Source organism: Burkholderia sp. Bp8984 (assembly GCF_003853755.1).
In the GTDB taxonomy this organism is placed as follows: domain Bacteria; phylum Pseudomonadota; class Gammaproteobacteria; order Burkholderiales; family Burkholderiaceae; genus Burkholderia.
This window is the reverse complement of record NZ_QTQN01000007.1, coordinates 33,724-55,144: the sequence shown is the minus strand read 5'-3', so window position 1 is coordinate 55,144 and position 21,421 is coordinate 33,724. Positions and strand designations below refer to the sequence as shown.

General features: G+C 68.1%; 20 protein-coding genes. 8 read left to right on the top strand and 12 right to left on the bottom strand.

Features of this window, described 5'->3' with window-relative positions:
* Positions 1–13: 13 nt before the first annotated feature.
* The 3 genes from DID98_RS09675 to DID98_RS09665 form a co-directional block, all read right to left on the bottom strand.
* The gene (locus tag DID98_RS09675; protein ID WP_124520715.1) at positions 14–991 is read right to left on the bottom strand and encodes a helix-turn-helix domain-containing GNAT family N-acetyltransferase; all 978 of its coding nucleotides are present in this window, start codon (positions 989–991) and stop codon (positions 14–16) included.
* Between the two features lie 138 nt (positions 992–1,129).
* A complete protein-coding gene (locus DID98_RS09670) occupies positions 1,130–1,888 on the bottom strand; it encodes an SDR family oxidoreductase (protein WP_124520955.1) in 759 nt (252 codons plus the stop codon).
* 113 nt (positions 1,889–2,001) lie between these two features.
* A complete protein-coding gene (locus tag DID98_RS09665; protein ID WP_124488134.1) occupies positions 2,002–2,946 on the bottom strand; it encodes a LysR family transcriptional regulator in 945 nt (314 codons plus the stop codon).
* Positions 2,947–3,129: 183 nt separating this feature from the next.
* Here DID98_RS09665 and DID98_RS09660 point away from each other — a divergent pair, with 183 nt between their 5' ends.
* On the top strand, positions 3,130–4,344 hold the full coding sequence (locus DID98_RS09660; protein WP_124520713.1) for an FAD-dependent monooxygenase: 1,215 nt from the start codon (positions 3,130–3,132) through the stop codon (positions 4,342–4,344).
* A gap of 116 nt (positions 4,345–4,460) precedes the next feature.
* Here DID98_RS09660 and DID98_RS09655 read toward each other — a convergent pair whose 3' ends face one another.
* Both DID98_RS09655 and DID98_RS09650 read right to left on the bottom strand, forming a co-directional pair.
* Entirely contained in the window at positions 4,461–5,861 is a 1,401-nt protein-coding gene (locus DID98_RS09655) for an LLM class flavin-dependent oxidoreductase (RefSeq protein ID WP_124570636.1), read from the bottom strand.
* A complete protein-coding gene (locus DID98_RS09650) occupies positions 5,858–7,123 on the bottom strand; it encodes an acyl-CoA dehydrogenase family protein (RefSeq protein ID WP_124520709.1) in 1,266 nt (421 codons plus the stop codon). Before DID98_RS09650 ends, DID98_RS09655 begins: the two co-directional genes overlap by 4 nt.
* A gap of 293 nt (positions 7,124–7,416) precedes the next feature.
* Between DID98_RS09650 and DID98_RS09645 the strand changes: the two genes are divergently transcribed.
* Positions 7,417–8,655: an SfnB family sulfur acquisition oxidoreductase gene (locus DID98_RS09645; protein WP_124520707.1), complete on the top strand. Its 1,239-nt coding sequence runs from the start codon at positions 7,417–7,419 to the stop codon at positions 8,653–8,655.
* Positions 8,656–8,785: 130 nt separating this feature from the next.
* On the opposite strand, the gene DID98_RS09640 is transcribed toward DID98_RS09645, so the two are convergent.
* Together DID98_RS09640 and DID98_RS09635 are read right to left on the bottom strand one after the other, a co-directional pair.
* A complete protein-coding gene (locus tag DID98_RS09640) occupies positions 8,786–9,724 on the bottom strand; it encodes an esterase family protein (RefSeq protein WP_124520705.1) in 939 nt (312 codons plus the stop codon).
* A 61-nt stretch (positions 9,725–9,785) separates the two neighbouring features.
* On the bottom strand, positions 9,786–10,889 hold the full coding sequence (locus DID98_RS09635) for an OpgC domain-containing protein (protein ID WP_044843341.1): 1,104 nt from the start codon (positions 10,887–10,889) through the stop codon (positions 9,786–9,788).
* Positions 10,890–11,270: 381 nt separating this feature from the next.
* Between DID98_RS09635 and DID98_RS09625 the strand changes: the two genes are divergently transcribed.
* Entirely contained in the window at positions 11,271–12,425 is a 1,155-nt protein-coding gene (locus tag DID98_RS09625) for a porin (protein ID WP_044843230.1), read from the top strand.
* 51 nt (positions 12,426–12,476) lie between these two features.
* On the opposite strand, the gene DID98_RS09620 is transcribed toward DID98_RS09625, so the two are convergent.
* On the bottom strand, positions 12,477–13,388 hold the full coding sequence (locus tag DID98_RS09620) for a LysR family transcriptional regulator (protein ID WP_124488127.1): 912 nt from the start codon (positions 13,386–13,388) through the stop codon (positions 12,477–12,479).
* 138 nt (positions 13,389–13,526) lie between these two features.
* Here DID98_RS09620 and DID98_RS09615 point away from each other — a divergent pair, with 138 nt between their 5' ends.
* Together DID98_RS09615 and DID98_RS09610 are read left to right on the top strand one after the other, a co-directional pair.
* The gene (locus tag DID98_RS09615) at positions 13,527–14,543 is read left to right on the top strand and encodes an aldo/keto reductase (RefSeq protein ID WP_124520703.1); all 1,017 of its coding nucleotides are present in this window, start codon (positions 13,527–13,529) and stop codon (positions 14,541–14,543) included.
* A gap of 247 nt (positions 14,544–14,790) precedes the next feature.
* Complete coding sequence (locus DID98_RS09610) at positions 14,791–15,531, top strand: sulfite exporter TauE/SafE family protein (protein ID WP_124488125.1); 741 nt, start codon at positions 14,791–14,793, stop codon at positions 15,529–15,531.
* 19 nt (positions 15,532–15,550) lie between these two features.
* On the opposite strand, the gene DID98_RS09605 is transcribed toward DID98_RS09610, so the two are convergent.
* Both DID98_RS09605 and DID98_RS09600 read right to left on the bottom strand, forming a co-directional pair.
* Positions 15,551–15,937 (bottom strand): ester cyclase, encoded by a 387-nt coding sequence (locus tag DID98_RS09605; RefSeq protein ID WP_044843235.1) that lies wholly within the window; start codon positions 15,935–15,937, stop codon positions 15,551–15,553.
* A gap of 51 nt (positions 15,938–15,988) precedes the next feature.
* Positions 15,989–16,885 carry a LysR substrate-binding domain-containing protein gene (locus DID98_RS09600; RefSeq protein ID WP_124520701.1) on the bottom strand — a complete coding sequence of 299 codons (897 nt, stop codon included), beginning with the start codon at positions 16,883–16,885 and terminating at the stop codon, positions 15,989–15,991.
* Positions 16,886–17,421: 536 nt separating this feature from the next.
* On the opposite strand from DID98_RS09600, the gene DID98_RS09595 reads away from it, so the two are divergent.
* The 3 genes from DID98_RS09595 (at position 17,422) to DID98_RS09585 (ending at position 20,432) form a co-directional block, all read left to right on the top strand.
* Positions 17,422–18,258: a peptidoglycan DD-metalloendopeptidase family protein gene (locus tag DID98_RS09595; protein WP_124488123.1), complete on the top strand. Its 837-nt coding sequence runs from the start codon at positions 17,422–17,424 to the stop codon at positions 18,256–18,258.
* Positions 18,259–18,447: 189 nt separating this feature from the next.
* Positions 18,448–19,338: a class A beta-lactamase gene (bla, locus tag DID98_RS09590; RefSeq protein ID WP_124488122.1), complete on the top strand. Its 891-nt coding sequence runs from the start codon at positions 18,448–18,450 to the stop codon at positions 19,336–19,338.
* 221 nt (positions 19,339–19,559) lie between these two features.
* Positions 19,560–20,432, top strand: coding sequence for a LysR substrate-binding domain-containing protein (locus tag DID98_RS09585; protein WP_124520700.1), 873 nt, complete (start codon positions 19,560–19,562; stop codon positions 20,430–20,432).
* A 31-nt stretch (positions 20,433–20,463) separates the two neighbouring features.
* Here DID98_RS09585 and DID98_RS09580 read toward each other — a convergent pair whose 3' ends face one another.
* Together DID98_RS09580 and DID98_RS09575 are read right to left on the bottom strand one after the other, a co-directional pair.
* A complete protein-coding gene (locus DID98_RS09580; RefSeq protein WP_124520698.1) occupies positions 20,464–20,799 on the bottom strand; it encodes a type 1 fimbrial protein in 336 nt (111 codons plus the stop codon).
* Between the two features lie 364 nt (positions 20,800–21,163).
* On the bottom strand, positions 21,164–21,418 hold the full coding sequence (locus DID98_RS09575) for a GlsB/YeaQ/YmgE family stress response membrane protein (RefSeq protein ID WP_124488210.1): 255 nt from the start codon (positions 21,416–21,418) through the stop codon (positions 21,164–21,166).
* Between the last annotated feature and the right edge of the window lie 3 nt (positions 21,419–21,421).

Genomic DNA, 21,421 nt, shown 5'->3' with positions numbered 1-21,421 from the left:
AACGTGCGGCGACTTATCGACCTGGCCGCCGCCGGCTGAAGCGCTGCTCGACGACGTTGGTTCCCCATTGCGCGCCCTCCGATTCGCTGGTCAGCGCAAAACCGAACGATTCATATAGGTGGCGTGCCGAATCCAGCCCCTTGAACGTCCACAGGTAGGTCTCGTCGAACTGCTGCTCATCGACGAAATGCATGGCGCGCGTCATCAGTTCCCGTCCGATCCCGAAGCCACGCAATCCATCGTCGACGATGAACCACCGCAAATGTGCGATTCCCGTGGCTTTATTCCCGTCTATCGCGACCGAGGCGAGCGCGCGGCCGTGTTCGGCATGGAGCCACAGAGCCTTGCCTTCGGCCGGCAGGGTGCCGGCAAATTCCGCGAGTTCGGTCGCCACCTTTTTCTCGAAGAAAGCGCCGAACCCCCAGTGTTCCGAATAGAACCGCGCGTGAAGGCTTGCTATGTCGCCGATACAGCCGGGCTGGTAGCCGTCGACGATCTGCGTGGTGTCCGCTTTAGGCGTGCGCGCGTCGGTGGCATTGTCTTGCGCGAGCGCATCGCTATAAAGCGCGAGGGCGCGGACGAGGGTTTGCTGGTCCGCCGGAACCATCCGGCGTAACGCATTCGACACCTGACGTGTCGCAAACTGGTCGATCTTCTTGCGCAGTTTCTGCCCGTCGGCAGTCAGGTACAGCTGCGTCGCACGCGCATCGTCGGGCGAGATGCGGCGCGTCACGAAGCCGGCCATTTCGAGCCGCGAAAGCTGCCTGCTCGTGTTCGATTTATCCAGACGCAGAATGCTGCCCAGATCCTTCGCGCTGATGCCGGGCGCCATGCCTATCTCGAGAACGGCGTGAACGGCAGACGGCGCCAGATCGCTGTCGGCCAATGTCGCCCGCATGAAACCCAGTTCGCGAACCAGTTTGCGCGAGAAGTCCCGAAGCTCGAGGATCGTCGCTTCGCGCGTCTTCGACGGAATATCGATGAGGTCCATGGCGAGCCCGGGAAAGTTGCGTGTCGCAAGTAATATTAGTTGCGACACGCAACTTGTCAAGGACGAGCGGCGCCGGGCAGCCGGGCGACGTGCCCGGCATCGCGGCCCGGCGCGGCAGAAACGGCGCGGCGCCGGGCTTTATCCCCGTCCGACGAACGGCATCGTCGTCGCCATGATCGTCATGTTCAGGATATTCGTGTCCAGCGGAAGAGTCGCCATCTGAACGACCGCATTCGCGACATGCGTGACGTCCATCCGCGCCTCGGGCGCCATGCGGCCGTCGGCCTGCAGCACGCCTTCCGTCATGCGATCCGTCAGCGACGTGGCCGCGTTGCCGATGTCGATCTGACTGCACGCGATGTTGTATGCACGGCCGTCGAGCGCGAGCGACTTGGTGATGCCGGCCACCGCATGCTTGGTGGCCGTGTACGCGATCGTGTTCGGGCGCGGCGTATAGGCGGAGATCGAGCCGTTGTTGATGATCCGGCCACCCTGGGGCGTTTGCGCCTTCATCAGGCGCCACGCGGCCCGCGCGCACAGAAAGACGCCCGTCAGGTTCGTCGCGACGACGTCGTTCCACACGTCGAACTCGTGCTCGTCGAGCGGCACGGCCGGCGCATTGCGCCCGGCATTGTTGAAGAGGACGTCCAGCCGCCCGAACCGCTGCGCGATCTGCGCGAATGCGTGTTCGACCGACGCTTCGTCGGTGACGTCGGCCGGAAACGCGTGTGCGTCGCCACCGTCGGCGACGATCGCCTCTTTCGTTTCACGCAGCGAGGCTTCCTTGCGTCCGAGCAGCGCGACGGCAAATCCGGCGTTCGCGAGCGCGATTGCCGCGGCACGACCGATGCCGGATCCGGCGCCCGTGACGGCGGCGAACTTCTTCGAGGCAGACATGGCTTGATTTCCTGCGGGTTGGATGAGGAAAGCGGCGGCGGGCGCGCGATGGACTCGCCGCGCCGGTCGAAGCGACATCCTACCGCGCACGCCGGATTTCGCGACGCGAGCGGCTATGCCTTGCGCGTCGGCGCGGCCTTGCGTCCACGCGTTCCGGCTTCCGCGAACAGGCTGACCACGACGTCCCTGAGCCACCGGTTGCCCTCATCCTGATTCACGCGCGCATGCCACAGCATGTGGATCGGCGCGCCCGGCAGCGTGACCGGCAACGCGCGCCAGCCGAGCGAAAACGGCGCGGCGAGCTGCAGCGCCAGGTGTTCCGGCACGGTCGCGATCAGGTCGGTGCGCTGCAGGATATAGCCGACGCTCATGAAATGCGGCACCGTCAGCCGCACGCGGCGCTTCACGCGGCGGCGCTTCAGCCATTCGTCCACCTGGCCGTGACCGGTGCCGGCCGACACCACGACGAGATGCTCGGCCGCTCGCCATGCGTCGACGGTCAGCGGCGCGTCCTCGAGAGGATGCCCGCGCCGGAACAGGCACACGTATCGCTGATCGAACAGTCGGCGCTGATAGAACCCGCCCTGCAACTGCGGCAGCAGGCCGATCGCGAGATCGACGCGGCCGTCGGCCATCTCGTCGGCGAGATTGACGCTCGTGTTGCGCACCGTATTGAGCGCGATGCCCGGTGCCGTGCGCGACAGGTGTTCGAGCAGCGCGGGCAGGAACACGACTTCGCCGATATCGGTCATCCCGATCGTCATCGTGCGCGATGCGCGCAGCGGATCGAAACCGGTCTCGGGGTTGAGCGCGGCATGCAGCGTCGACAGCGCGTGCGCAACCGGTTCGGCCAGGCGCAGCGCGAACGGTGTCGGCACCACGCCGCCCGGCCCGCGCACGAACAGCGGATCGCCGAGCCGGCGGCGCAGCTTCGCGAGCGCGTTGCTGACGCCCGGCTGGCTCATGTTCATCTGCTCGGCGACGGTCGACACTCGCCGCTCCTGCATCAGTCGCTGAAACAGCAGCAACAGATTGAGGTCGATCTCGCTCAGTTCCATGGTTCCGGGTTGTCTCCGATCATTCCATTTGGTGATGAAGCAGATTCCCTGCATTTTATTGTGGGATAAGGGGGCGCTGCTGAAAATACCGATACGGCGCTCGCATTCGACAGGCGCGCCGCGCGGGGCGCGCGCACCGCGGCCTCGACCACTCACCATCTGAATATCGGAGACACGTTCATCATGCAGACGAATCTGAGGATCGCGATCGTCGGGGCCGGCATCGGCGGCTTGACGCTGGCGCTTGCATTGCGCGAGCTGGGCATCGACGCGCAACTGTACGAGCAGACCGACGTGCTGCGCGAGGTGGGGGCAGCCGTCGCGCTGTCGGCCAACGCGACGCGCTTCTACGAACGGATGGGATTACGGCCGGCTTTCGACGCGGTGTGCGCGGAGATTCCCGGCCTCGTCTATCGCGACGGGCGCAGCGGCACGGTGATCGGCCATCATCGCGGTGAACCCGACTATCGCCGGCAGTTCGGCGGCGCGTACTGGGGCGTGCATCGCGCGGACCTGCAGGCGATCCTGTCGAAGGCGGTCGGTGTCGGGCAGATTCATCTCGGCCATCGGCTCGTCGATCTCGCGCAGCATCCGGATCGCGTCACGCTGAGCTTCGCCAATGGCGCACGCGTCGACGCCGATCTCGTGATCGGCGCGGACGGCGCGCGTTCGATCACGCGGCGCTGGATGCTCGGCTACGACGACGTGCTGTATTCGGGGTGCTCGGGCTTTCGCGGCGTGGTGCCGGCCGAGCGGATGGACCTGTTGCCCGATCCCGAGACCATTCAGTTCTGGGTCGGGCCGCACGGCCATCTGCTGCACTATCCGATCGGCGACAACGGCGACCAGAACTTCCTGCTGGTCGAGCGTCATCCGTCGCCGTGGCCGTCGCGCGACTGGGTCATGCCGGCGCAAGAGGGCGAGCAGTTGCGCCTGTTCAAGGACTGGCATCCGGCGGTGGTGCAGATGATCACCGCGGTGCCGATCAGCCAGCGCTGGGGGCTGTTCCACCGGCCGCCGCTCGGCCGCTGGAGCCGCGGGCGCGTGACGCTGATCGGCGACGCCGCGCATGCGCTGGTGCCGCATCACGGGCAGGGCGCGAACCAGTCGATCGAGGACGCGATGGTGCTGGCCGCGCAGCTGGCGAAGGCCGGGCGCGGCAACTGGCGCGAGGCGCAGGAAGCGTACGAGCGGCTGCGGCGCGGCCGCACGCGCAAGGTGCAGTACGCGTCGATCTCCGCGGCCGACGTGCTGCATCTGCCCGACGGGCCGGCCGCGCAGGCGCGCAATGCGCGTCTCGGCGAGCGCGACAGCGTGCTGCATCACCTGGACTGGATTCACGATTTCGACGCGCTCGCCGATGAACCGAACGAGCGGCAGGGCGGGACGTGGCTGTGAGCGGCAGGGCGCGGTGCGATCGGCGGCAGCGCGACCGGTGATCGGCGCGGCAGTTGCGCGGTCGTTCGTCGGGGCGGCTGGCCGCCCTCGTGCAGGCTGGCCAGCCCGGCTGGCCGTCACGCGTAGTCGGCCACCTGTTGCGCGTCGCGCTTGACCTGTTCGATGTCGCGAAACCTCGCGGCCGGATGGGCGTCCGGCAGCCGCGCCGACGCACCGAACAGCTTCTCGCGCAGCGTGCCCGGCGCATATTCGGTCGGATAGACGCCGCGCCGCTGCAACTCCGGCACGAGGTAGCGCACGATGTCCTCGAAGGTTTCGTGCGCAACGGCATACGCGAGGTTGAAGCCGTCGACGTCGGTCGCGGCGACCCATTCCTGCAGGATGTCCGCGACGGTCTGCGCGGAGCCGACGAACACGGGCCCCATCCCGCCGATGCCGCCCCACGCGGCCAGTTCCTCGATCGTCCACGCGATATCGCCGCCGGCCAGATGCTCGACGGCCGACACGATCGCGTTCGTCTCGACGCGCCGGACGGGATCGGTCGGCGCGTACTGGCCGAAATCGATGCCGGTCCAGCCGGACATGAACACGAGCGAGCCGTCGTACGACACATAGCGGCGGTACTCGTCGAACTTGGCCTGCGCCTTCTCGTCGGTCTCGTCGACGATCACCGTGACGAGGTTGTAGATCAGCACGTCGTGCGGGTCGCGGCCCGCGGCGGCGGCCTGCGCGCGCACGTCGGCGACATAGCGCGCGAGTTGCGGGCGGGTCGGCGCGGCGACGAACACGCATTCGGCGTGCTGCGCGGCGAACGCCTTGCCGGGGCCGGACGCGCCGGCCTGGAACAGCACCGGCGTGCGCTGCGGCGACGGCTCGCACAGATGATAGCCGGGCACGTCGAAGAAGCGCCCCTTGTGACCGATCTCGTGCACCTTCTCCGGATGCGTGAACACGCGGCCGTCGCGATCGCGCACGACCGCGCCGTCTTCCCAGCTGCCTTCGAACAGCTTGTACAGCACCTCGACGTATTCGGCCGCGACCGCATAGCGGTCGTCATGGGTGCGCAGTCCGTTGTCGCCGACGTTCTTCGCGCCGCTTTCCAGATACGACGTGACGATATTCCACGCGAGCCGGCCCTTCGTGTGATGGTCGGCGGTCGACAGCCGGCGCGCGAACGTGTACGGATGCTCGAACGTCGTCGACGCGGTGATGCCGATACCGAGATGCTCGGTCGCCATTGCGATCGGCGCGGCGAGCTGCAGCGGATCGTTGACGGGGATCTGCGCGGCCTGGTGCAGCGCGTGGTAGTTGCTGCCCTGGTAGACGTCGTAGTAGCCGATCACGTCCGCGATGAAGATCGCGTCGAAGATCCCGCGTTCGAGCACGCGGGCGAGATCGGTCCAGTAGTCGAGATCCTTGTACTGCCACGAACGATCGCGCGGATGCGCCCACAGGCCGGGTGACTGATGGCCGACGCAATTCATTTCGAACGCGTTGAAGCGGATGGTCTTGCTCATCGCGCCGCTCCCGTTTCCGTGCCGGCTTGCGCACCTGCACCGTTGCCGACGCGCCAGACGAACGGTGGCGTGCGTCCGTTGATGACCCAGTCGCCGACGATCCGCGCCTTGTAGACGAGCGGATTGTGCGATGACACCGTGCGCGCGTTGCGCCAGTGACGGTCGAGCGCGGTCGTGCTGCGCGTCGCGGATGCGCCGAGCGCGTCGAACAGGCGCGTCGCCGCGCGCAGCACGAGTTCCGACACGACGAGCTGGCTCTGCGCGGATTCGATTTCGGCGGCGACGTTGGCGGCATGTTCGGCTTCGTCGTCGCCGCCGAAGCGTGCGACGTACGCCTGCTGCAGCGGTTGCGCGGCGCGCAGCGTGAGCGCATCGGCCGCATAGGCCCACGACGCGATTTCGCCGATCACCTGCTGGAGCTGCGCATCGTCGCCGGCGCGCGCGGCGTTGCCGTGGCTGTACACGCGCGTGCGGCCGCGCACGAGCTCGCCCGCGTCGCGCACGATCGCATGGCCGATGCCAGCCAGCGTGGCGACGTGGAACAGCTGGTAGAACGCGGTCTGGTATTTGAAGCGGCGTGCGAAATCGATCACGTGGTCGGCGTCGACCGCCGCATTCTCGAAGCGCGTCGTGCCGCTGCCGGTCGTTTTCTGGCCGAAGCCGTCCCAGTCGTCTTCGAGTATCACGCCGGGCTGCCCGGTGGCGATTGCGACGATCACGTCGCTGCCATCCTCTTCGCGCTGCGCGAACACGTCGATCCAGTCCGCGAACAGGCTGCCGGTGCTGTAGAACTTCCGGCCGTTCAACACGAGCCGGCCGTTCTGCTCCGATACCTTGGTGATCGTCTGGCCGAGCGGAACGTCGCCGGCCTCCGACCACGCATTGCCGACGAGCTGGCCGGTCGCGAAACGATCGAACCACGTCGTGCGCTGCGGCCCGGGCGGCGCGTTCAGCCAGTCCTCGACGAACGCGAAGTGGCCGCGCAACGCTTGCGGCAGATTGGAGTCGGCGGCGGCGAGTTCGGTCAGCAGCCGGAACAGCTGCGGCAGCGACGCGCCGGCGCCGCCGTCACGCACCGGCAGCCGTATCGCGCCGAAGCCGGCGGCCTTGAGCCAGCCGATCGCTTCGTACGGCAGTTCGCGGCGGCGTTCGCGCTCGGCGGTGCCGGCGGCAATCCGGTCGAAGATCGGCCGGAACCGGCTCGCGAGCGCGTCGTAGTCGGTGCCGGTGGACAATTCGGTATCTGCGTGCGACGAAGTCATGCGGGGTTCCTCGTAGGGCGGGGCCGTTTGCACCGGGAGCCCAGTATAGGAAGCACGACGCGCACGTTCCAATAACGGATTCGCAGATCGTTATCGTCGCTGCGCATTATGCGAACGGCACCGTGAAACGTCGACGCCAGGGCGTCGATCGCGACGCCGAAGCGCGGAAGCGGATGCGGTGCCGTGCGATGTCGTTTGTTATCCGAAGGAATATCGTTACGAGAATCGCTCGGTTTGCCGGCCTGCGGCGCGCTGCTAGATTGAGTGCTTTCGTGATTCGACAGGAGAGCCCGATGTCAGATACGAGCGCGACGATTCAGGACCGGCCGGCCGACGCAAGACCGCAGGTGGCCCGCGTGATCGCCGACGACGCGCAGGCGATCGCGGTTGCGCAGGCACTCGCGCAACGGCTGGCCGAAGGGGCGGCCGAGCGGGACCGCGAGCGCCGGCTGCCGCGCGACGAGATCGAATGGTTCTCGCAGTCGGGGCTGTGGGCGATCACGGTGCCGAAGGCCTACGGCGGCGCGGGCGTCTCGAACGTGACGCTCACCGAGGTGATCAAGATCGTCGCGGCGGCCGATGCGTCGCTCGGGCAGTTGCCGCAGAACCACTTCGGGCTGGTCGACGTGATCGCGCTGGCCGGCACCGATGCGCAGAAGCGCCATTTCTTCGCGGAGATCCTGAGCGGCAAGCGCTTCGGCAACGGCTTCTCGGAGAAGGGCACGAAGCACGTGCTCGACCTGAAGACGCGCGTGCGGCGCGACGGCGACGACTATGTCGTCGACGGCACGAAGTTCTATTCGACCGGCGCACTGTTCGCGCATTACGTGCCGGTGCTCGGCCTCGACGATACGCAGCAGGCATGGCTCGCCTACATTCCGCAGCCGACGCCGGGGCTGACCGTGATCGATGACTGGTCGGGCTTCGGGCAGCGCACGACCGCGAGCGGCACGGTGGTGCTGGACAGCGTGCGCGTGCCGGCTTCGCATGTGTTGCACGCGCAGCGCGTGTCGGACGAGCCGACGCTCAACGGCCCGCTGTCGCAGATCATTCAGGCGGCGATCGATGCCGGCATCGCGAAGGCCGCGATCGCCGATACGGAGGCGTTCGTGCGCACGCGCACGCGGCCGTGGGTCGACAGCGGCGTCGAGCGGGCGGCCGACGATCCGTTGATCGTCCGCGAGATCGGCCGTCTGCACATCCAGCTGCATGCGGCGGAAGCGCTGCTCGAACGTGCGGCGCGCACGCTCGACGAGATCGGCGCGCGCGGCACGGTGACCGACGACGATGTCGCGCGTGCATCGGTCGCGGTCGGCGAGGCGAAGGTGTTGACGACCGAGATCGCGCTGCTAGCGGGCGAGAAGCTGTTCGAGCTGGCGGGCACGCAGTCGACGCTCGCCGAACACAATCTCGACCGGCACTGGCGCAATGCGCGCACGCACACGCTGCATGATCCGGTGCGGTGGAAGTATCACCTCGTCGGCAACTACTACCTGAACGGCGTTCGGCCGGCGCGTCACGCGTGGAATTGAATCGGCCGCGAGGCAGCGCGACAGCGCGGCGCGCGCCTTGCGCCGGTGACGCCGGCGCAGAGTAGGAAGCGGCGTCAGGTGATCGTTGTGCGGTTGCCTGACGCGTCGGCCGGCTCCATTACGTCACGCATTACTTCACGCATTCCAGCGCGTACTTCAACCCCGACCCGAGCACCCCGCGCCACACGTCCCACGTGTGCCCGCCATCGACGATGCGCAGTTCGGCCGGGTTCTGCGCGCGGCGCAGCTGCGTGTACAGCACGCTCGATTCGGCCTGGATCGTCAGGTCGTCGTCGCCGGCCGCGATGAACATCGGCACGCGCCAGTTGCGCGCGAAATAGCCGCGCATCAGGGCCGGGTAGTTCAGCTCGTGCCACACGCGCGGGTCGAACTGCCGGTCGCCGAACACGCCGACATAGCGCGCGGCGGAATTGAGCGGCGGCTCGTTCGCGTAGATCGCCGGGCTCAACAGCATCGCGCCGCAGAACAGGCCCGGTTCGAGCAGCGAGAAACGCAGCGCGCCGAAGCCGCCCATCGACACGCCGCCGATCGCGCGGCCCGCGCGCTGGTTCGACACCGCGAAGTGCGCTTCGACTTCCGGCAGCAGGTCGTTCAGGAACGCGCTCTGCATCTTCTCCTTGCGGTCGACGTACCAGTCGGTGCCGCCTTGCGGCATCACGATCACGACGGGCGGGATCTCGCGGCGTTCGATCAGCGTGTCGGCCGTGGCCTGCAGCCGGCCCTGCGTGATCCAGTCGTTTGCATTGCCGGCATTGCCGTGCAGCAGGTACAGCACCGGGTAGCGCGCGCCTTCCGGGTTATAGCCGGGCGGCAGGTAGACCGTGTACGACCAGTCGCGCTTGAGCGACGCCGACCGGAACGCGCGCAGCACGACGCTGCTGCCCGGATTCACCGGCGGTTCCTGGGCGGCCGGCGCCACCGTTGCGGGCGGGACGATCGTGGGCGCGGACGTCGCCGGCGCGGCCGCGGGCCCGCCCGGCGTGGCGTGGGCAGTGGCGATGGAGCCGGCGATCAGGGCGACGGCGAACGGAAGGGCGAGTCGGCGCATGGCGAAGCGTTTCAGGAGAGGCGCCCGCTATCGTAGCAGCGGCGCGTGACGGCGCGGCACGTCATCGCCGCGTACGGAACGGGAACGACAGCCGCGACACCAGCGGCGCATAAAGCTTCGCGACGAGATACAGCAGGCCCATCGCGACGACGTCGGCGGCCAGGCCGAGCGGCACGTCGAGATAGCCTTCGGTCGCCTGGTAGAGCAGCGAGTCGACCGCGAGCGAGATGCCGGTGCCGGCGACGAAGCACAGCAGCCCCTGGCGGCCGATCGTGCCGATCCACGGCATCGCGTGCGCGACCTTCTTCATCCACCCGAGGTGCACGAGCTTGGCCGCGAGCCACGCGATCGCGAGGAAGTTCGCGAGCCGCAGCGCGCCGAGGTTCTGCTTGATCGACGGATCGGTCGGGAACGGCTCGACGCGCAGCCGGTAGTACGCGCCGGCCGCGACGATCGCGAGCGACACGGCCGTCAGCAGCCAGCCCTGGGGTTTCGGCGCGAGCGTCTGGTAGACGGGCTGGCAGCGCGCGATCACGCCGAGCACGAACAGGAACTGCCACGCGAACGGGTTGAAGTCCCACGGCGCGCCTTCGACGGTCGGCAAGAAGCGCGCGACGTGCGGCGCCGCGTACCAGAGCGAGCCGCTGAACGCGAGCATCAGCCACGGCTGGGTGCGCGCGAGCGGCAGCGCGAGCGGGACGAGCAGCGCGAAGAACGCATACATCGGCAGCACCGACGCGAGATACGGCTGGCGGCGGAACAGCAGGATGTCGCGCAGCGCGGCGAGCGGCTTGTGGAGCAGGCCGTCGAGATCGTTGGTCGGCATGTTCGGGCCGTCGATCGAGAACGCGTTCAGCACGGCGGTGATCAGCAGCATCAGGCCGGCCGTCACGAGGAATGCGCGGTAGATCTCGAACGCACGGCGGATGAAACGCTGGCGCGCGGCGGCCTCGTCGTGGCGCTCGGCGAGCGAGTTGTACGCGATGGCGGTCGCGAAACCGCCGAGGAACACGAACACCTCGGCCGCATCGCACAGCGCGTACGCATGCAGCGTCACGCGCGACAGGATGCTGCCGCCGATGTGATCGACGACGATCACCAGCAGCACGAGGCCGCGGAAGAAATCGAGTTCGGCGTAGCGGCCGGCCCGGGCGGCGGCGGTCATCGGGCCGCCTCCCGGCGCGCGCCGCGTGCGCGGCCGGCACCTGCCGCGCATGAATCGGGGTGAAGCATGAATTCGTGAAGAAATGACGAACGGATGCGCATTGTGCCACCGATACGGTGCCGTCCGGGTTTACGCGGATAGCGGGCCGGCCGGCCGCTGCCGATAAGCGTGCTCATGGCATCGGAAAAACAGGGCAGTTGGACGAGCGCAACGCTTTGCTGGCCGCGCCCACGCCCCGATGGACGGGCGGTTTGCGACGTGACACCATTTTGTCCTCGCGGCCGCACACCGCGCAGTCCGCCCTGCGGGCCACCTCTATAAAACAGACCAAACAATCGCCGGGCGAATGGCCTGCCCGGCACCCGGCTCCGGAGATCCGTCATGAAGAAGCACGTCATTTTTGCCGCCGCGCTGGCTGCTTTCGCCGCGCCGGCCTTCGCGCAGGACAGCGTGACGCTGTACGGCCTGATCGACGAGGGCTTCAACTACACGAACAACGTGAGCGTGAACGGGGTCGGAAAAACGAATTACCAGCTCGCGAGCGGCTATGCGCAGGGCAGCCGCTGGGGCCTGAAGGGCAGCGAGGACCTCGGCGGCGGGCTGAAGGCGATCTTCACGCTGGAAAACGGCTTCGACGTGAACAACGGCCGGTTCAACCAGGGCGGCCGGATGTTCGGCCGCCAGGCGTTCGTCGGGCTGAGCGCGTCGCGCTTCGGCACGCTGACCTTCGGCCGCCAGTACGATGCGGTCGTCGACTATCTCGCGCCGCTCACCGCGAACGGCAACTGGGGCGGCACGCTGTTCTCGCACCCGTTCGACAACGACAACACGGACAACTCCTTCCGCGTCAACAACACGGTCAAGTACGCGAGTCCCGACTGGAACGGGCTGTCGTTCGGCGGCACCTACAGCTTCAGCAACAGCACGGGCTTCTCGACCAACCGCCAGTACAGCATCGGCGCGCAGTATTCGCTGGCCGGGCTGCAGGTCGCGGCCGCGTATCTGCAGGCGAACAGCCCGGGCGTCGGCAATGCGGGCGCGATCGCGGCCGACGACGCGAACTTCGTCGCCGACCGCCTGCGGATCTTCGGCGGCGGCATCAACTATACGTTCGGTCCGGCGACGGTCGGCTTCGTCTATACGAAGACCGACGTGAAGAACCCGGTGTCGACCGTCTACCTGCCGGCGTCGACATTCGACGGCCTCGGGCTCACGGCGACCAGGTTCCAGAACTTCGAGATCAACGGCAAGTACCAGCTCACGCCCGATTTCTATCTCGGCGCGCAGTACGTGTATACCGACGGCAAGTTCGACGCCGCGGCCGGTTCGTTCAAGCCGAAATATCACACCGTCGGGCTGATGGCCGACTACAGCCTGTCCAAGCGCACCGACGTCTACCTGCAGGGCGCATGGCAGAAGGTCGCCGGCGACAAGACGGGCACCGCGGCCGACGGCGGCTACGTGGTCGGGACGGACGGTCCGTCGTCGTCGGCGAACCAGTTCGCGGTGCGCGCCGCGATCCGCCACAAGTTCTGATGCGCTTGACCGGTCGGCGCCCGGGGTGGGTTGCCCTGGCGCCGGCCGTCGTCATTGCGCCCGGTGCGCGTCGTCGAGCGTGTGCGCGAGCCAGTCGACGAAGATCCGCACGCGCGGCGCCAGATGCCGGCCGTTCGGAAACACGACCGACACCGGCAGCGGCGCCGCATGCCATTCCGGCAGCACCTCGACCAGCGAGCCGTCTTCCAGCAGCGGCGCGAGCCCGTCGCGCGGCGCCTGGATCAGCCCGAGGCCCGCGAGGCAGCACGCGAGATACGCGTGCGAGCTGTTCACCGCGACCACGCTGCGCATCTTCACGGTCTGCAGCGCGCCGGAATCCATGTCCGCATATTCCCAGTCCAGCTCGCGGCCCGTGCGGCTCGAGAAATAGCCGACCGCGACGTGGTCGGGCAGATCGTCCGGCGAGCGCGGCATGCCGTATCGCGCAAGATACGCGGGCGACGCGCAGTTGATCTGCGCCATCTCGCCGACGCGCCGCGCGACCAGCGACGTGTCGGACAGCACGCCGACCCGCACCGCGCAGTCGATCCCGTCGGCGACGAGATCGACGAAGCGGTCGGTCGTGCTCAGCACGACGCGCAGGTCGGGATAGCGTGCGTGGAAATCCGGCAGCGCCGGAATCACCTTGTCCAGTGCAAAGCGCTCGGGGAGGTCGACGCGGATCAGGCCGCGCGGCGACGCACCGGCTTCGTCGAACAGCGTCTCGGCGTCGTCCAGGTCGGCCAGCAGCCGCGTGCAGCGCTCGTAGTAGGTCGCGCCTTCCGCGGTCAGCGCGACGCGCCGCGTCGTCCGCTGCAACAGGCGCACCTTCAGGTGCTTCTCCAGGTACTGGACGGCATTGCTGACGGTCGGGCGCGGCAATTGCAACTGCTCGGCGGCTTTCGTGAAGCTGCCGAGGTGGGCGACGCGCGCAAAGATGCGCATTGCATGCAGATGGTCCATGCGGGGCGGAAACGTGACGGATCGGGAGGCTCCATTGTTAATCAGCGTCGAATGATTTGGTTGGGCGTTTCGCGTTTATCGCGCGCCGCATTACGCCCAGAATCCCGTTCATTCACTCACCACCGCGAGGAAACGGACATGGACAAGCGTCAACTGGGCCGCACGGGCCCGCAGGTATCGGCGATCGGGCTCGGCTGCATGGGGATGTCGGATCTCTACGGGCCCGCGGATCGCGACGAAAGCATCGCGACGCTGCACGCGGCGCTCGACAACGGGATCACGCTGCTCGATACCGGCGACTTCTACGGGATGGGTGACAACGAGATGCTGATCCGAGACGCGCTGCGCGGCCGCACGCGCGACCAGGTGCTGATCAGCGTGAAGTTCGGCGCGCTGCGCGATCCGGCCGGCGCGTTCGTCGGCTACGACGCGCGGCCGCAGGCGATCCGTAATTTCGTCGCGTATTCGCTGAAGCGGCTCGGCACCGACCACATCGACATCTACCGGCCGGCGCGCGTCGATCCGGCGGTGCCGATCGAAGAGACGGTCGGGGCGATCGCCGATCTCGTGAAGGCCGGCTACGTGCGCCACATCGGCCTGTCGGAGGTCGGGGCCGACACGATCCGCCGCGCGGCGGCCGTCGCGCCGATCGCCGACCTGCAGATCGAATACTCGCTGCTGTCGCGCGGGATCGAGACGGACATCCTGCCGGTGTGCCGCGAACTCGGGATCGGCGTGACGGCCTACGGCGTGCTGTCGCGCGGGCTGCTCGGCGGCGGCTGGAGCGCGGCGCGGCAGGGCGAGTGCGATTTCCGCGCGGCCAGCCCGCGGTTCCAGGGCGAGAACCTCGCGCACAACCTCGCGCTGGTCGACGCGCTGCGCGCGATCGCCGACGAGAAGGGCAGCAACCCGGCGCAGATCGCGATCGCATGGGCGCTGTCGCGCGGCGACGACATCGTGCCGCTGATCGGCGCACGCAAGCGCACGCAACTCCAGGACGCGCTTCAGGCATCTAAATTGCAACTAACGGTCGATGATCTCGCCCGCATCGAAGCGGCGGTTCCCGCCGGGGCGGCTGCCGGCGAGCGTTATCCGGCCGCGCAGATGGCGCACCTCGACAGCGAGCAGGGACGGGGGCCGGCGCACGGTGCCTGAACGGCGCGCATGGCGGTGCGACGGGGCGACGGGGCAACGGGGCGATGAGGCGATGAGGCGATGAGGCGATGAGGCGATGAGGCGATGAGGCGATGAGGCGATGAGGCGATGAGGCGATGGGTGGCGGGGTAGCGGGGTGACAGGCCCCGCCGGGCGGGCCCGAGCCAGCCTCAGGCAAAGCCAGATGGCCGACGGCGTGACGGTGGTTCACCATCGGCGCCGTATTCAACCGGACCGAACCCCCGCCATGCAAACGCATACGCTCACGATCATCGTGCTGGTCTTTCTGCTCGCCGGCGCGGTCAAGGGCATGATCGGCCTCGGGCTGCCGACGATCGCGATGGGGCTGCTGACGCTCGCGATGTCGCCGTCAGCCGCCGCGAGCCTGCTGCTCGTGCCGTCGTTCATCACCAACGTGTGGCAGTTGTGGCTCGGCCCGTCGTTCGGGCCATTGCTGCGGCGTTTGTGGCCGCTGCTCGCCGGGCTGACGCTCGGCACGCTGACGGGCGGGCTGCCCGCGCTCGCGGCCGGCAGCGCGTGGACCCGTGCGGCACTCGGCATCGTGCTGGTCGCATACGGCGGCTGGGGGCTCGCCGCCGCGCGGCTGCCCGCGCCGGGCCGTCACGAAAAGTGGCTGTCGGCCGCGGTTGGCTACCTGACGGGCGTCGTGACGGCCGCGACCGGCGTGTTCGTCGTGCCGGCCGTGCCGTACCTGCAGGCGCTGCGCCTGTCGAAGGACGACCTGATCCAGGCGCTCGGGTTGTCGTTTACCGCGTCGACGATCACGCTCGGCCTGCAGTTGCGCGTGACGGGCGCGCTGCAGACGGTCGATCTCGGCGTATCGGCGCTGGCACTCGTGCCGGCGCTCGCGGGGATGATCGGCGGGCAGTACGCGCGACGCGTGATGAGCGAGAAGGCGTTCAAGCGCTGCTTCTTCGTCGGGATGATCGCGCTCGGCGCCTATATGGCCGTGTCGGGGCTGCGGTAAGCAGTGACGGCCGGCAGCGTCACAGCTGCGCCTCGATCGCGGCCTTGTCGATCACCGACCAGACCTGCCGGATCCTTCCGTCGTGAAATTCGTAGAAGACGTTTTCGGCGAACGTGACGCGCGTGCCGTCGACGGCGAGCCCCATGAAGGTCCCTTTCGGCGCACAGGCGAAGCGCAGCCGGCATGCGATGCGCGGCGGTTCGCACACGAGCAGCCGGACCTCGAAATGGAGATCCGGAATGTCGCGGAAATCCTGCTCCAGCATCGCCCGATAGCCGGCCAGGCCGAGCGGCCGGTCGTTGTGGATCACGTTGTCGGCGACGTACCGGCCGAGCGCCGGCCAGTCCTGCCGGTTCAGGCAGTCGATGTAGGCGCGATAGTGCATCGCGAGTTCGGGTCCGGTCATGGCTGCGATGTCTCCTCGGGTATCGCCACGCTGTTGCGGCGCGCGCGACGTTCAGCGTGGCGGCATGTCGCCCGACAGATACGACACGAACGCCTGCGTGTATTTCGGCAACGCATCGAACGAGCGCGCGCAGAGCGTCAGCTTGCGGTGGCTCCACGCATCGGACAGCTCGACGAGCCGCACGTCCATCGTCTGCATCGCGCGTTCGGCCGCATGGCGCGACACGATGCCGATCCCCACGCCGCTTGCGATCACGCGGCAGATCGCATCGAAACTCTTCAGTTGCACACGGTAGCGGATACGCTTGCCGAGCGCACGCGCCTGGTCCGCCAGATGGACCTGCAGCGCGCTGCCGTCGGTCAGCCCGATGAAGTCCGCGTCGGCGATCTCGTCGAACGCGACCTTGTCGCGCGCGGCGAGCAGATGACCGGCCGGCACGACCGCGATCAGCCAGTCCTCTCTGAACGGCTTCTGTTCGAGCCCGCCGAGTCCGACCGAATCGGCGACGATGCCGACCTCGGCCGTCCTGTTGCGGATCGCATGCACGATTTCCTGGCTCGAGCGCTCCTCGACGCTGATCGACAGTTTCGGGTGAAGCGGCAGATACGCGGCGAGCGCGTCGGGCAGGTATTCGCTCAGCGACGCCGTGTTGCACAGCAGCCGGATATGCCCGCGCAGCCCCTGGCCGTATTGCTGCAGCTCGCCGCGCATGTGGTCGATCTGCTGCAGCACCGTGCGCGCGTGGTGCTCGAGCGCGCGGCCGGCGTCGGTTACCTGCGCGCCCGACTTGGTCCGGTGCAGCAGCGGCACGCCGAGCTCGTCCTCCATCCCGCGGATCCGCTCGCTGGCGGCCTGCAGCGTGATGTGGGTGCGCTCGGCGCCGCCCGTGATCGTGCCGGCCTCGCAGATGTTCAGGAAGAGCCGCAGGTCGGTCAGGTCGAAGCGCATGATCGGTGGGGGCGCGTAAGGATGGGTATGGCCGATAAGTTAGCAGGAACCGCCGCACCGGTCTCAGGCTGGGCCTGAGGCCCCGTTCGCCGGTTCCGCATTTTCGGGGCGGGATCGATGCCGGATCATGGCCGCATATCAACCGGGGGAGACTGTCATGCGGGTCGATTCGTCGTGGGGCGTGTCGTTCAAGATCGCGCTGCACGTGCTGTTCCTCTGCATCGGCATCGCGTGGGCCTGCGCGGAGCTGGTCGACTGGCTGCGTTGAGCGGGCGGGCGGTGCGGGCCGCATTGGCTCGCCGGCGCGCTCACGCGCGCAATGAAAGCCGTTCGAAATAATCGGCGCATCGCGAAATTTCTTCCGAATCGCCCGTCCAATACCGTCAAGTTTTTCCGAATCCGACCGTATTCCCGGTAACAAGTGTTTGCCGGCACCCGGTTCGTGATCGTTTGTCATCATTGTTTGCATCCGGTTACACGTCGCCCGTTCCGTTTTTGAGATGCTTGAAAGATTGTCAAACCGGAGTCGATCGTCCATGAAACAGCGCGAGATTTGCCGCAAGTCGGCGTGGCTGTCCGGCCTGGCCGCGGTGCTCGTCATGGCCGGTTGCGCCAGTACGCCGTCCGTCCCGCCGAGCGATACGCTGGCGGGCTCGACGTCGGGCCAGCCCGCCGCCGCGCCGGCGGCGCCGCCGGCGCCCATTCTCGTCGCGCAGAAGTACGTGGTGAAACGCGGCGACACGCTGTCGGGCATCGCGTCCGCCAACGACTGCAGCGTCGCCGACCTGCGGACCTGGAACAAGCTCGACGGGCGCGGCAGGCTGCGCATGGGGCAGGTGCTGCGCATCGTCCGGCAGCAGCCGCTGCAGGCGCCGGGCGCGTCGGCCAGCGCGCAGGCGGCCGCACCGGCCGCCGCGAGCAATGCGGCGGGCGCCGCGCAGGCGAGCGCATCGACGGCGAGCGACCGGCAGGTCGTGAAGGAGACCCGGCGCCATGCGGGCGCGGTGGCGCTCAGATGGCCCGCGCAGGGCAAGATCGTCGACGCATTCAAGCCGGGGCAGAACCGCGGCATCCAGATCGCCGGCCGGCCGGGCGACCCGGTTCGTGCGGCCGCCGACGGCCGCGTGATGTACGCGGGCACCGGCCTGAACGATTACGGCACCTTGATCATCGTCCAGCACAACGCCGATTTCCTCACGGCCTATGCGCACAACCGCAAGCTGCTCGTGAAGACCGGCGACATCGTGCGCCAGGGCGACGAGATCGCCGAGATGGGCGACCTCGACAACTCGCGTGTCGCGCTGCTGTTCGAGGTGCGGCGTGACGGCAAGCCCGTCAATCCGATGCCGTACCTGCCTTCGTCGCAAGGCTGACGCGAGCGGCGCGCGCTGCTACGCTAGGGTCTGTTCATGTGAGTCCCGCCGCATGCGGGGCCGACGGACGTCTTCGGGGATGCGCGGCGAATGCCGTCGCGAGCCGGCCGTCGGCGTGAACACGCGCGCATCGCCGCTGCGCGCGTGCGTTGCTCCGTGCCACCGTTTCCGACCGAACAGCCTTCATCCATGGAACACTCTCCGACACGCCGCTCGCTGTTGCTCGCCGCCGTCGCCGCGCCGTTCGTCGCCGCCTGCTCGTCGGCACCCGTCGCCGACCAGGGGCGCGCCCACGTCGCCCAGGCCGAACTCGCCGCGCTCGAAAAAGCGTCGAACGGCCGGCTCGGCGTCGCCGCACTCGATACGTCGAACGGCACGCGCATCGCGCATCACGCGCGCGAGCGCTTCCCGCTGTGCGGCACCTATGCGGTCGTCGCCGCCGCCGCGATACTCGCGCGCGGTTCGCTCGACGCATCGCTGCTGCCGCGCCGCATCCTGTATCGCCGCTACGAGGTCGTGGCCGGGTCGCCGGTGACGGAAAGCCATGTGGATACGGGGATGACGATCGCGCAGCTCTGCACCGCGCTGCTGCAGTCGGGCGACAAGGGCGCGGGGAACCTGTTGATGGGCGTGCTCGGCGGTCCGCAGGCCGTCACGTCGTTCGCGCATGAAAGCGGCGACACCGCGTTCCGGCTCGACCGCTGGGAACCCGAACTGAACCAGGCCGCGCCCGGCGACGAGCGCGATACGTCGACGCCGGTCGCGATGGTCGACATGCTGCAGCGGCTGCTGCTCGGCGACACGCTGCGCGAGCCGCAGCGTGCGCAGCTCACCGAATGGATGACCGGCGGCGCGACCGGAATCGCGGCCGGCGTGCCGCCCGGCTGGCGCAGTGCCGGCAAAACCGGCACCGGCGGCTACGGCACGACGACCGACGTCGCGGTGCTGTGGCCGCCATCGCGCGCGCCGATCGTGCTGGCCGTGTCGTTCACGCAGCCGCGTGCCGACGCGGCGGCACGCGCGGACGTCGTCGCGTCGGCGGCGCGTATCGCGGCGGGTGCGCTCGTTCCCACCGCCTGAGCGCGGCGGCACGCGCGGACGTCGTCGCGTCGGCGTCACGCATCGCGGCGGGCGCGCTAGTTCCTACGACCTGAGCGCCCGGCGCACCTCGCGTAAAGCCCGCGTTTGGCTTATCGTGTCGATCAGCGCGCGCCGATGTCGACGCGCGGTCCTGCCGCGCCGTCGTCCGGCGCGGTCGATCCGCGATCCGCGGTCCGTTTACCCGCCTTACCCGCTTCGTCATGCGCCGACTTCCGCCCCTGCACGCGCTGCAGATCTTCTCGACCGTGGCTCGCCACCGCAGCTTCACGCGCGCGGCCGAGCAGCTGTGCCTCACGCAGGGCGCGGTGAGCCGGCAGATCCTGACACTCGAAGCGCACTACGGCTTTCCGTTGTTCAAGCGGCACGCGAAGGGCCTCACGCTGACGGCGGAGGGCGAGCAATTGCTGCCGGTCGTCAACGAGAGCTTCGCGCGGATCGAGGACATCTCGATGAAGCTCACGCGGCAGCGCACCGATCTCGCGCTGAAGGTGCCGACCTGCGTGATGCGCTGGATGCTGCCGCGCATCATGCGCTTCCAGGGCGAGCATCCCGATCTCCACGTGCAGATCACGACCGCGTGGCAGCACGTCGTCGATTTCTCGGCCGAGCCGTTCGATGCGGCGGTCGTCTATGGCACGTCGCCGGGCGCGGGCGTGTTCGCGCTGCCGCTGTTCGACGAGCGGCTGACGCCGGTGTGCGCACCCGAGCTGCGGTACGCGACGCCGCTCGATGCGGTTGGCGATCTCGCGCGCCATACGCTGCTGCATCCGACGCGCGACCATCGCGACTGGCGCGCGTGGCTCGATTACGCGGGTGAGCGTGCCGTCGACGCGGAGCGCGGGCCGACCTTCGACACGCTCGATCTCGCGACGAACGCGGCGATGCAGGGCTTCGGCGTCGCGATCGGCGACGTGACGCTCGTCGACGACGACGTCAGCGCGCGCCGGCTCGAACGGCCGTTCGACATCGTGCTCGAGACCGGCGCCCGCTATTTCTTCGTCTATCCCGAGAGCATCGGCAGCCAGCAGAAGATTCGCGCGTTCAGCGACTGGATCGCCAGCCATCGCGACTGACGCGCCACGCGACGCCGGCGGCGCGTGTTGCTTACTGATAGGTGACGACGGCGATCATCGGCGCATGCGCGTTGCCCGGGCGGTCCGGTAAAACGATTGCGCGCGACGCCTGCGTAAAGGTCGTGGTCTTGATCGTGCGCAGGCTGGCCGCGTCGACGAACGCGACCTGTCCGGTCGCCGGACGCGGGCAGTCGGTGCGCACGTGGGCATGCGCGATATCGGCGGTGTCGAGCGCGAACGAGCACGGCGGCTCGACGATCATGCCGGTGAAGTGGATGATGCCGGACGCGCCGGCGGCAAATGACGAGGACGAGGCCAGAAGCGCGGCAGCCAGGGCAAACGAGGCGGCAAACAGGCGATGCTTCATGACAGGCTCCAGAGAGGAAGCGCGTCGCAGCGGGGCCGCTCGAATGGCAGTCCGTCAACGCTGCGGTGCTGTATGCGTAAACGGCAAATCCATCGGACCTCTTGAATGAAAAGACGGAAATAACGGCAATAAGCAAATGACGCCGTATTCCTTCAATCAATTTATCTCAAATTTGTGCGGTCGCAAGTCAGGGTATTGCCGGTGGCATAAGCTTGCGGAAGGAGCGTCAATGGATGCGGCATTTGCCGGTAAATCGTTGAGGATTCAACGATTCGAGGCGGGCGCGAATTGAGGTGTGCAAAAAGAAAAACGGCCGCTCGTGTGAACGAGCGGCCGTTGTGCACCGACGCGGGCGATGCGGCGGTCAGCCCGCGCGCTTGCGCACCGCGCCGACGATCACGAGCAGCACGATCGCGCCGATGATCGACGCGATCCAGCCCGCGCCCTGGCCCGGCGCATACCAGCCGGCAGCGCGGCCGATGTAGCCCGCGACGAGCGAGCCGACGATGCCGAGCACGATGGTCATCAGGATACCCATCTTGTCGTCGCCGGGCTTGAGCGCACGGGCGAGGAGGCCGACGATGAGCCCGACCACCAGGGTTTCGATGAATTGCAGCATGAA

Coding starts and splice junctions, on each gene's coding strand:
- bla (WP_124488122.1), top strand. CDS start 18,448: ATGGAACACTCTCCGACACGCCGCTCGCTGTTGCTCGCCGCCGTCGCC.
- DID98_RS09675 (WP_124520715.1), bottom strand. CDS start 991: ATGGACCTCATCGATATTCCGTCGAAGACGCGCGAAGCGACGATCCTC.
- DID98_RS09585 (WP_124520700.1), top strand. CDS start 19,560: ATGCGCCGACTTCCGCCCCTGCACGCGCTGCAGATCTTCTCGACCGTG.
- DID98_RS09600 (WP_124520701.1), bottom strand. CDS start 16,885: ATGCGCTTCGACCTGACCGACCTGCGGCTCTTCCTGAACATCTGCGAG.
- DID98_RS09670 (WP_124520955.1), bottom strand. CDS start 1,888: ATGTCTGCCTCGAAGAAGTTCGCCGCCGTCACGGGCGCCGGATCCGGC.
- DID98_RS09620 (WP_124488127.1), bottom strand. CDS start 13,388: ATGGACCATCTGCATGCAATGCGCATCTTTGCGCGCGTCGCCCACCTC.
- DID98_RS09645 (WP_124520707.1), top strand. CDS start 7,417: ATGTCAGATACGAGCGCGACGATTCAGGACCGGCCGGCCGACGCAAGA.
- DID98_RS09610 (WP_124488125.1), top strand. CDS start 14,791: ATGCAAACGCATACGCTCACGATCATCGTGCTGGTCTTTCTGCTCGCC.
- DID98_RS09575 (WP_124488210.1), bottom strand. CDS start 21,418: ATGCTGCAATTCATCGAAACCCTGGTGGTCGGGCTCATCGTCGGCCTC.
- DID98_RS09660 (WP_124520713.1), top strand. CDS start 3,130: ATGCAGACGAATCTGAGGATCGCGATCGTCGGGGCCGGCATCGGCGGC.
- DID98_RS09595 (WP_124488123.1), top strand. CDS start 17,422: ATGAAACAGCGCGAGATTTGCCGCAAGTCGGCGTGGCTGTCCGGCCTG.
- DID98_RS09665 (WP_124488134.1), bottom strand. CDS start 2,946: ATGGAACTGAGCGAGATCGACCTCAATCTGTTGCTGCTGTTTCAGCGA.
- DID98_RS09605 (WP_044843235.1), bottom strand. CDS start 15,937: ATGACCGGACCCGAACTCGCGATGCACTATCGCGCCTACATCGACTGC.
- DID98_RS09650 (WP_124520709.1), bottom strand. CDS start 7,123: ATGACTTCGTCGCACGCAGATACCGAATTGTCCACCGGCACCGACTAC.
- DID98_RS09615 (WP_124520703.1), top strand. CDS start 13,527: ATGGACAAGCGTCAACTGGGCCGCACGGGCCCGCAGGTATCGGCGATC.
- DID98_RS09640 (WP_124520705.1), bottom strand. CDS start 9,724: ATGCGCCGACTCGCCCTTCCGTTCGCCGTCGCCCTGATCGCCGGCTCC.
- DID98_RS09580 (WP_124520698.1), bottom strand. CDS start 20,799: ATGAAGCATCGCCTGTTTGCCGCCTCGTTTGCCCTGGCTGCCGCGCTT.
- DID98_RS09635 (WP_044843341.1), bottom strand. CDS start 10,889: ATGACCGCCGCCGCCCGGGCCGGCCGCTACGCCGAACTCGATTTCTTC.
- DID98_RS09655 (WP_124570636.1), bottom strand. CDS start 5,861: ATGAGCAAGACCATCCGCTTCAACGCGTTCGAAATGAATTGCGTCGGC.
- DID98_RS09625 (WP_044843230.1), top strand. CDS start 11,271: ATGAAGAAGCACGTCATTTTTGCCGCCGCGCTGGCTGCTTTCGCCGCG.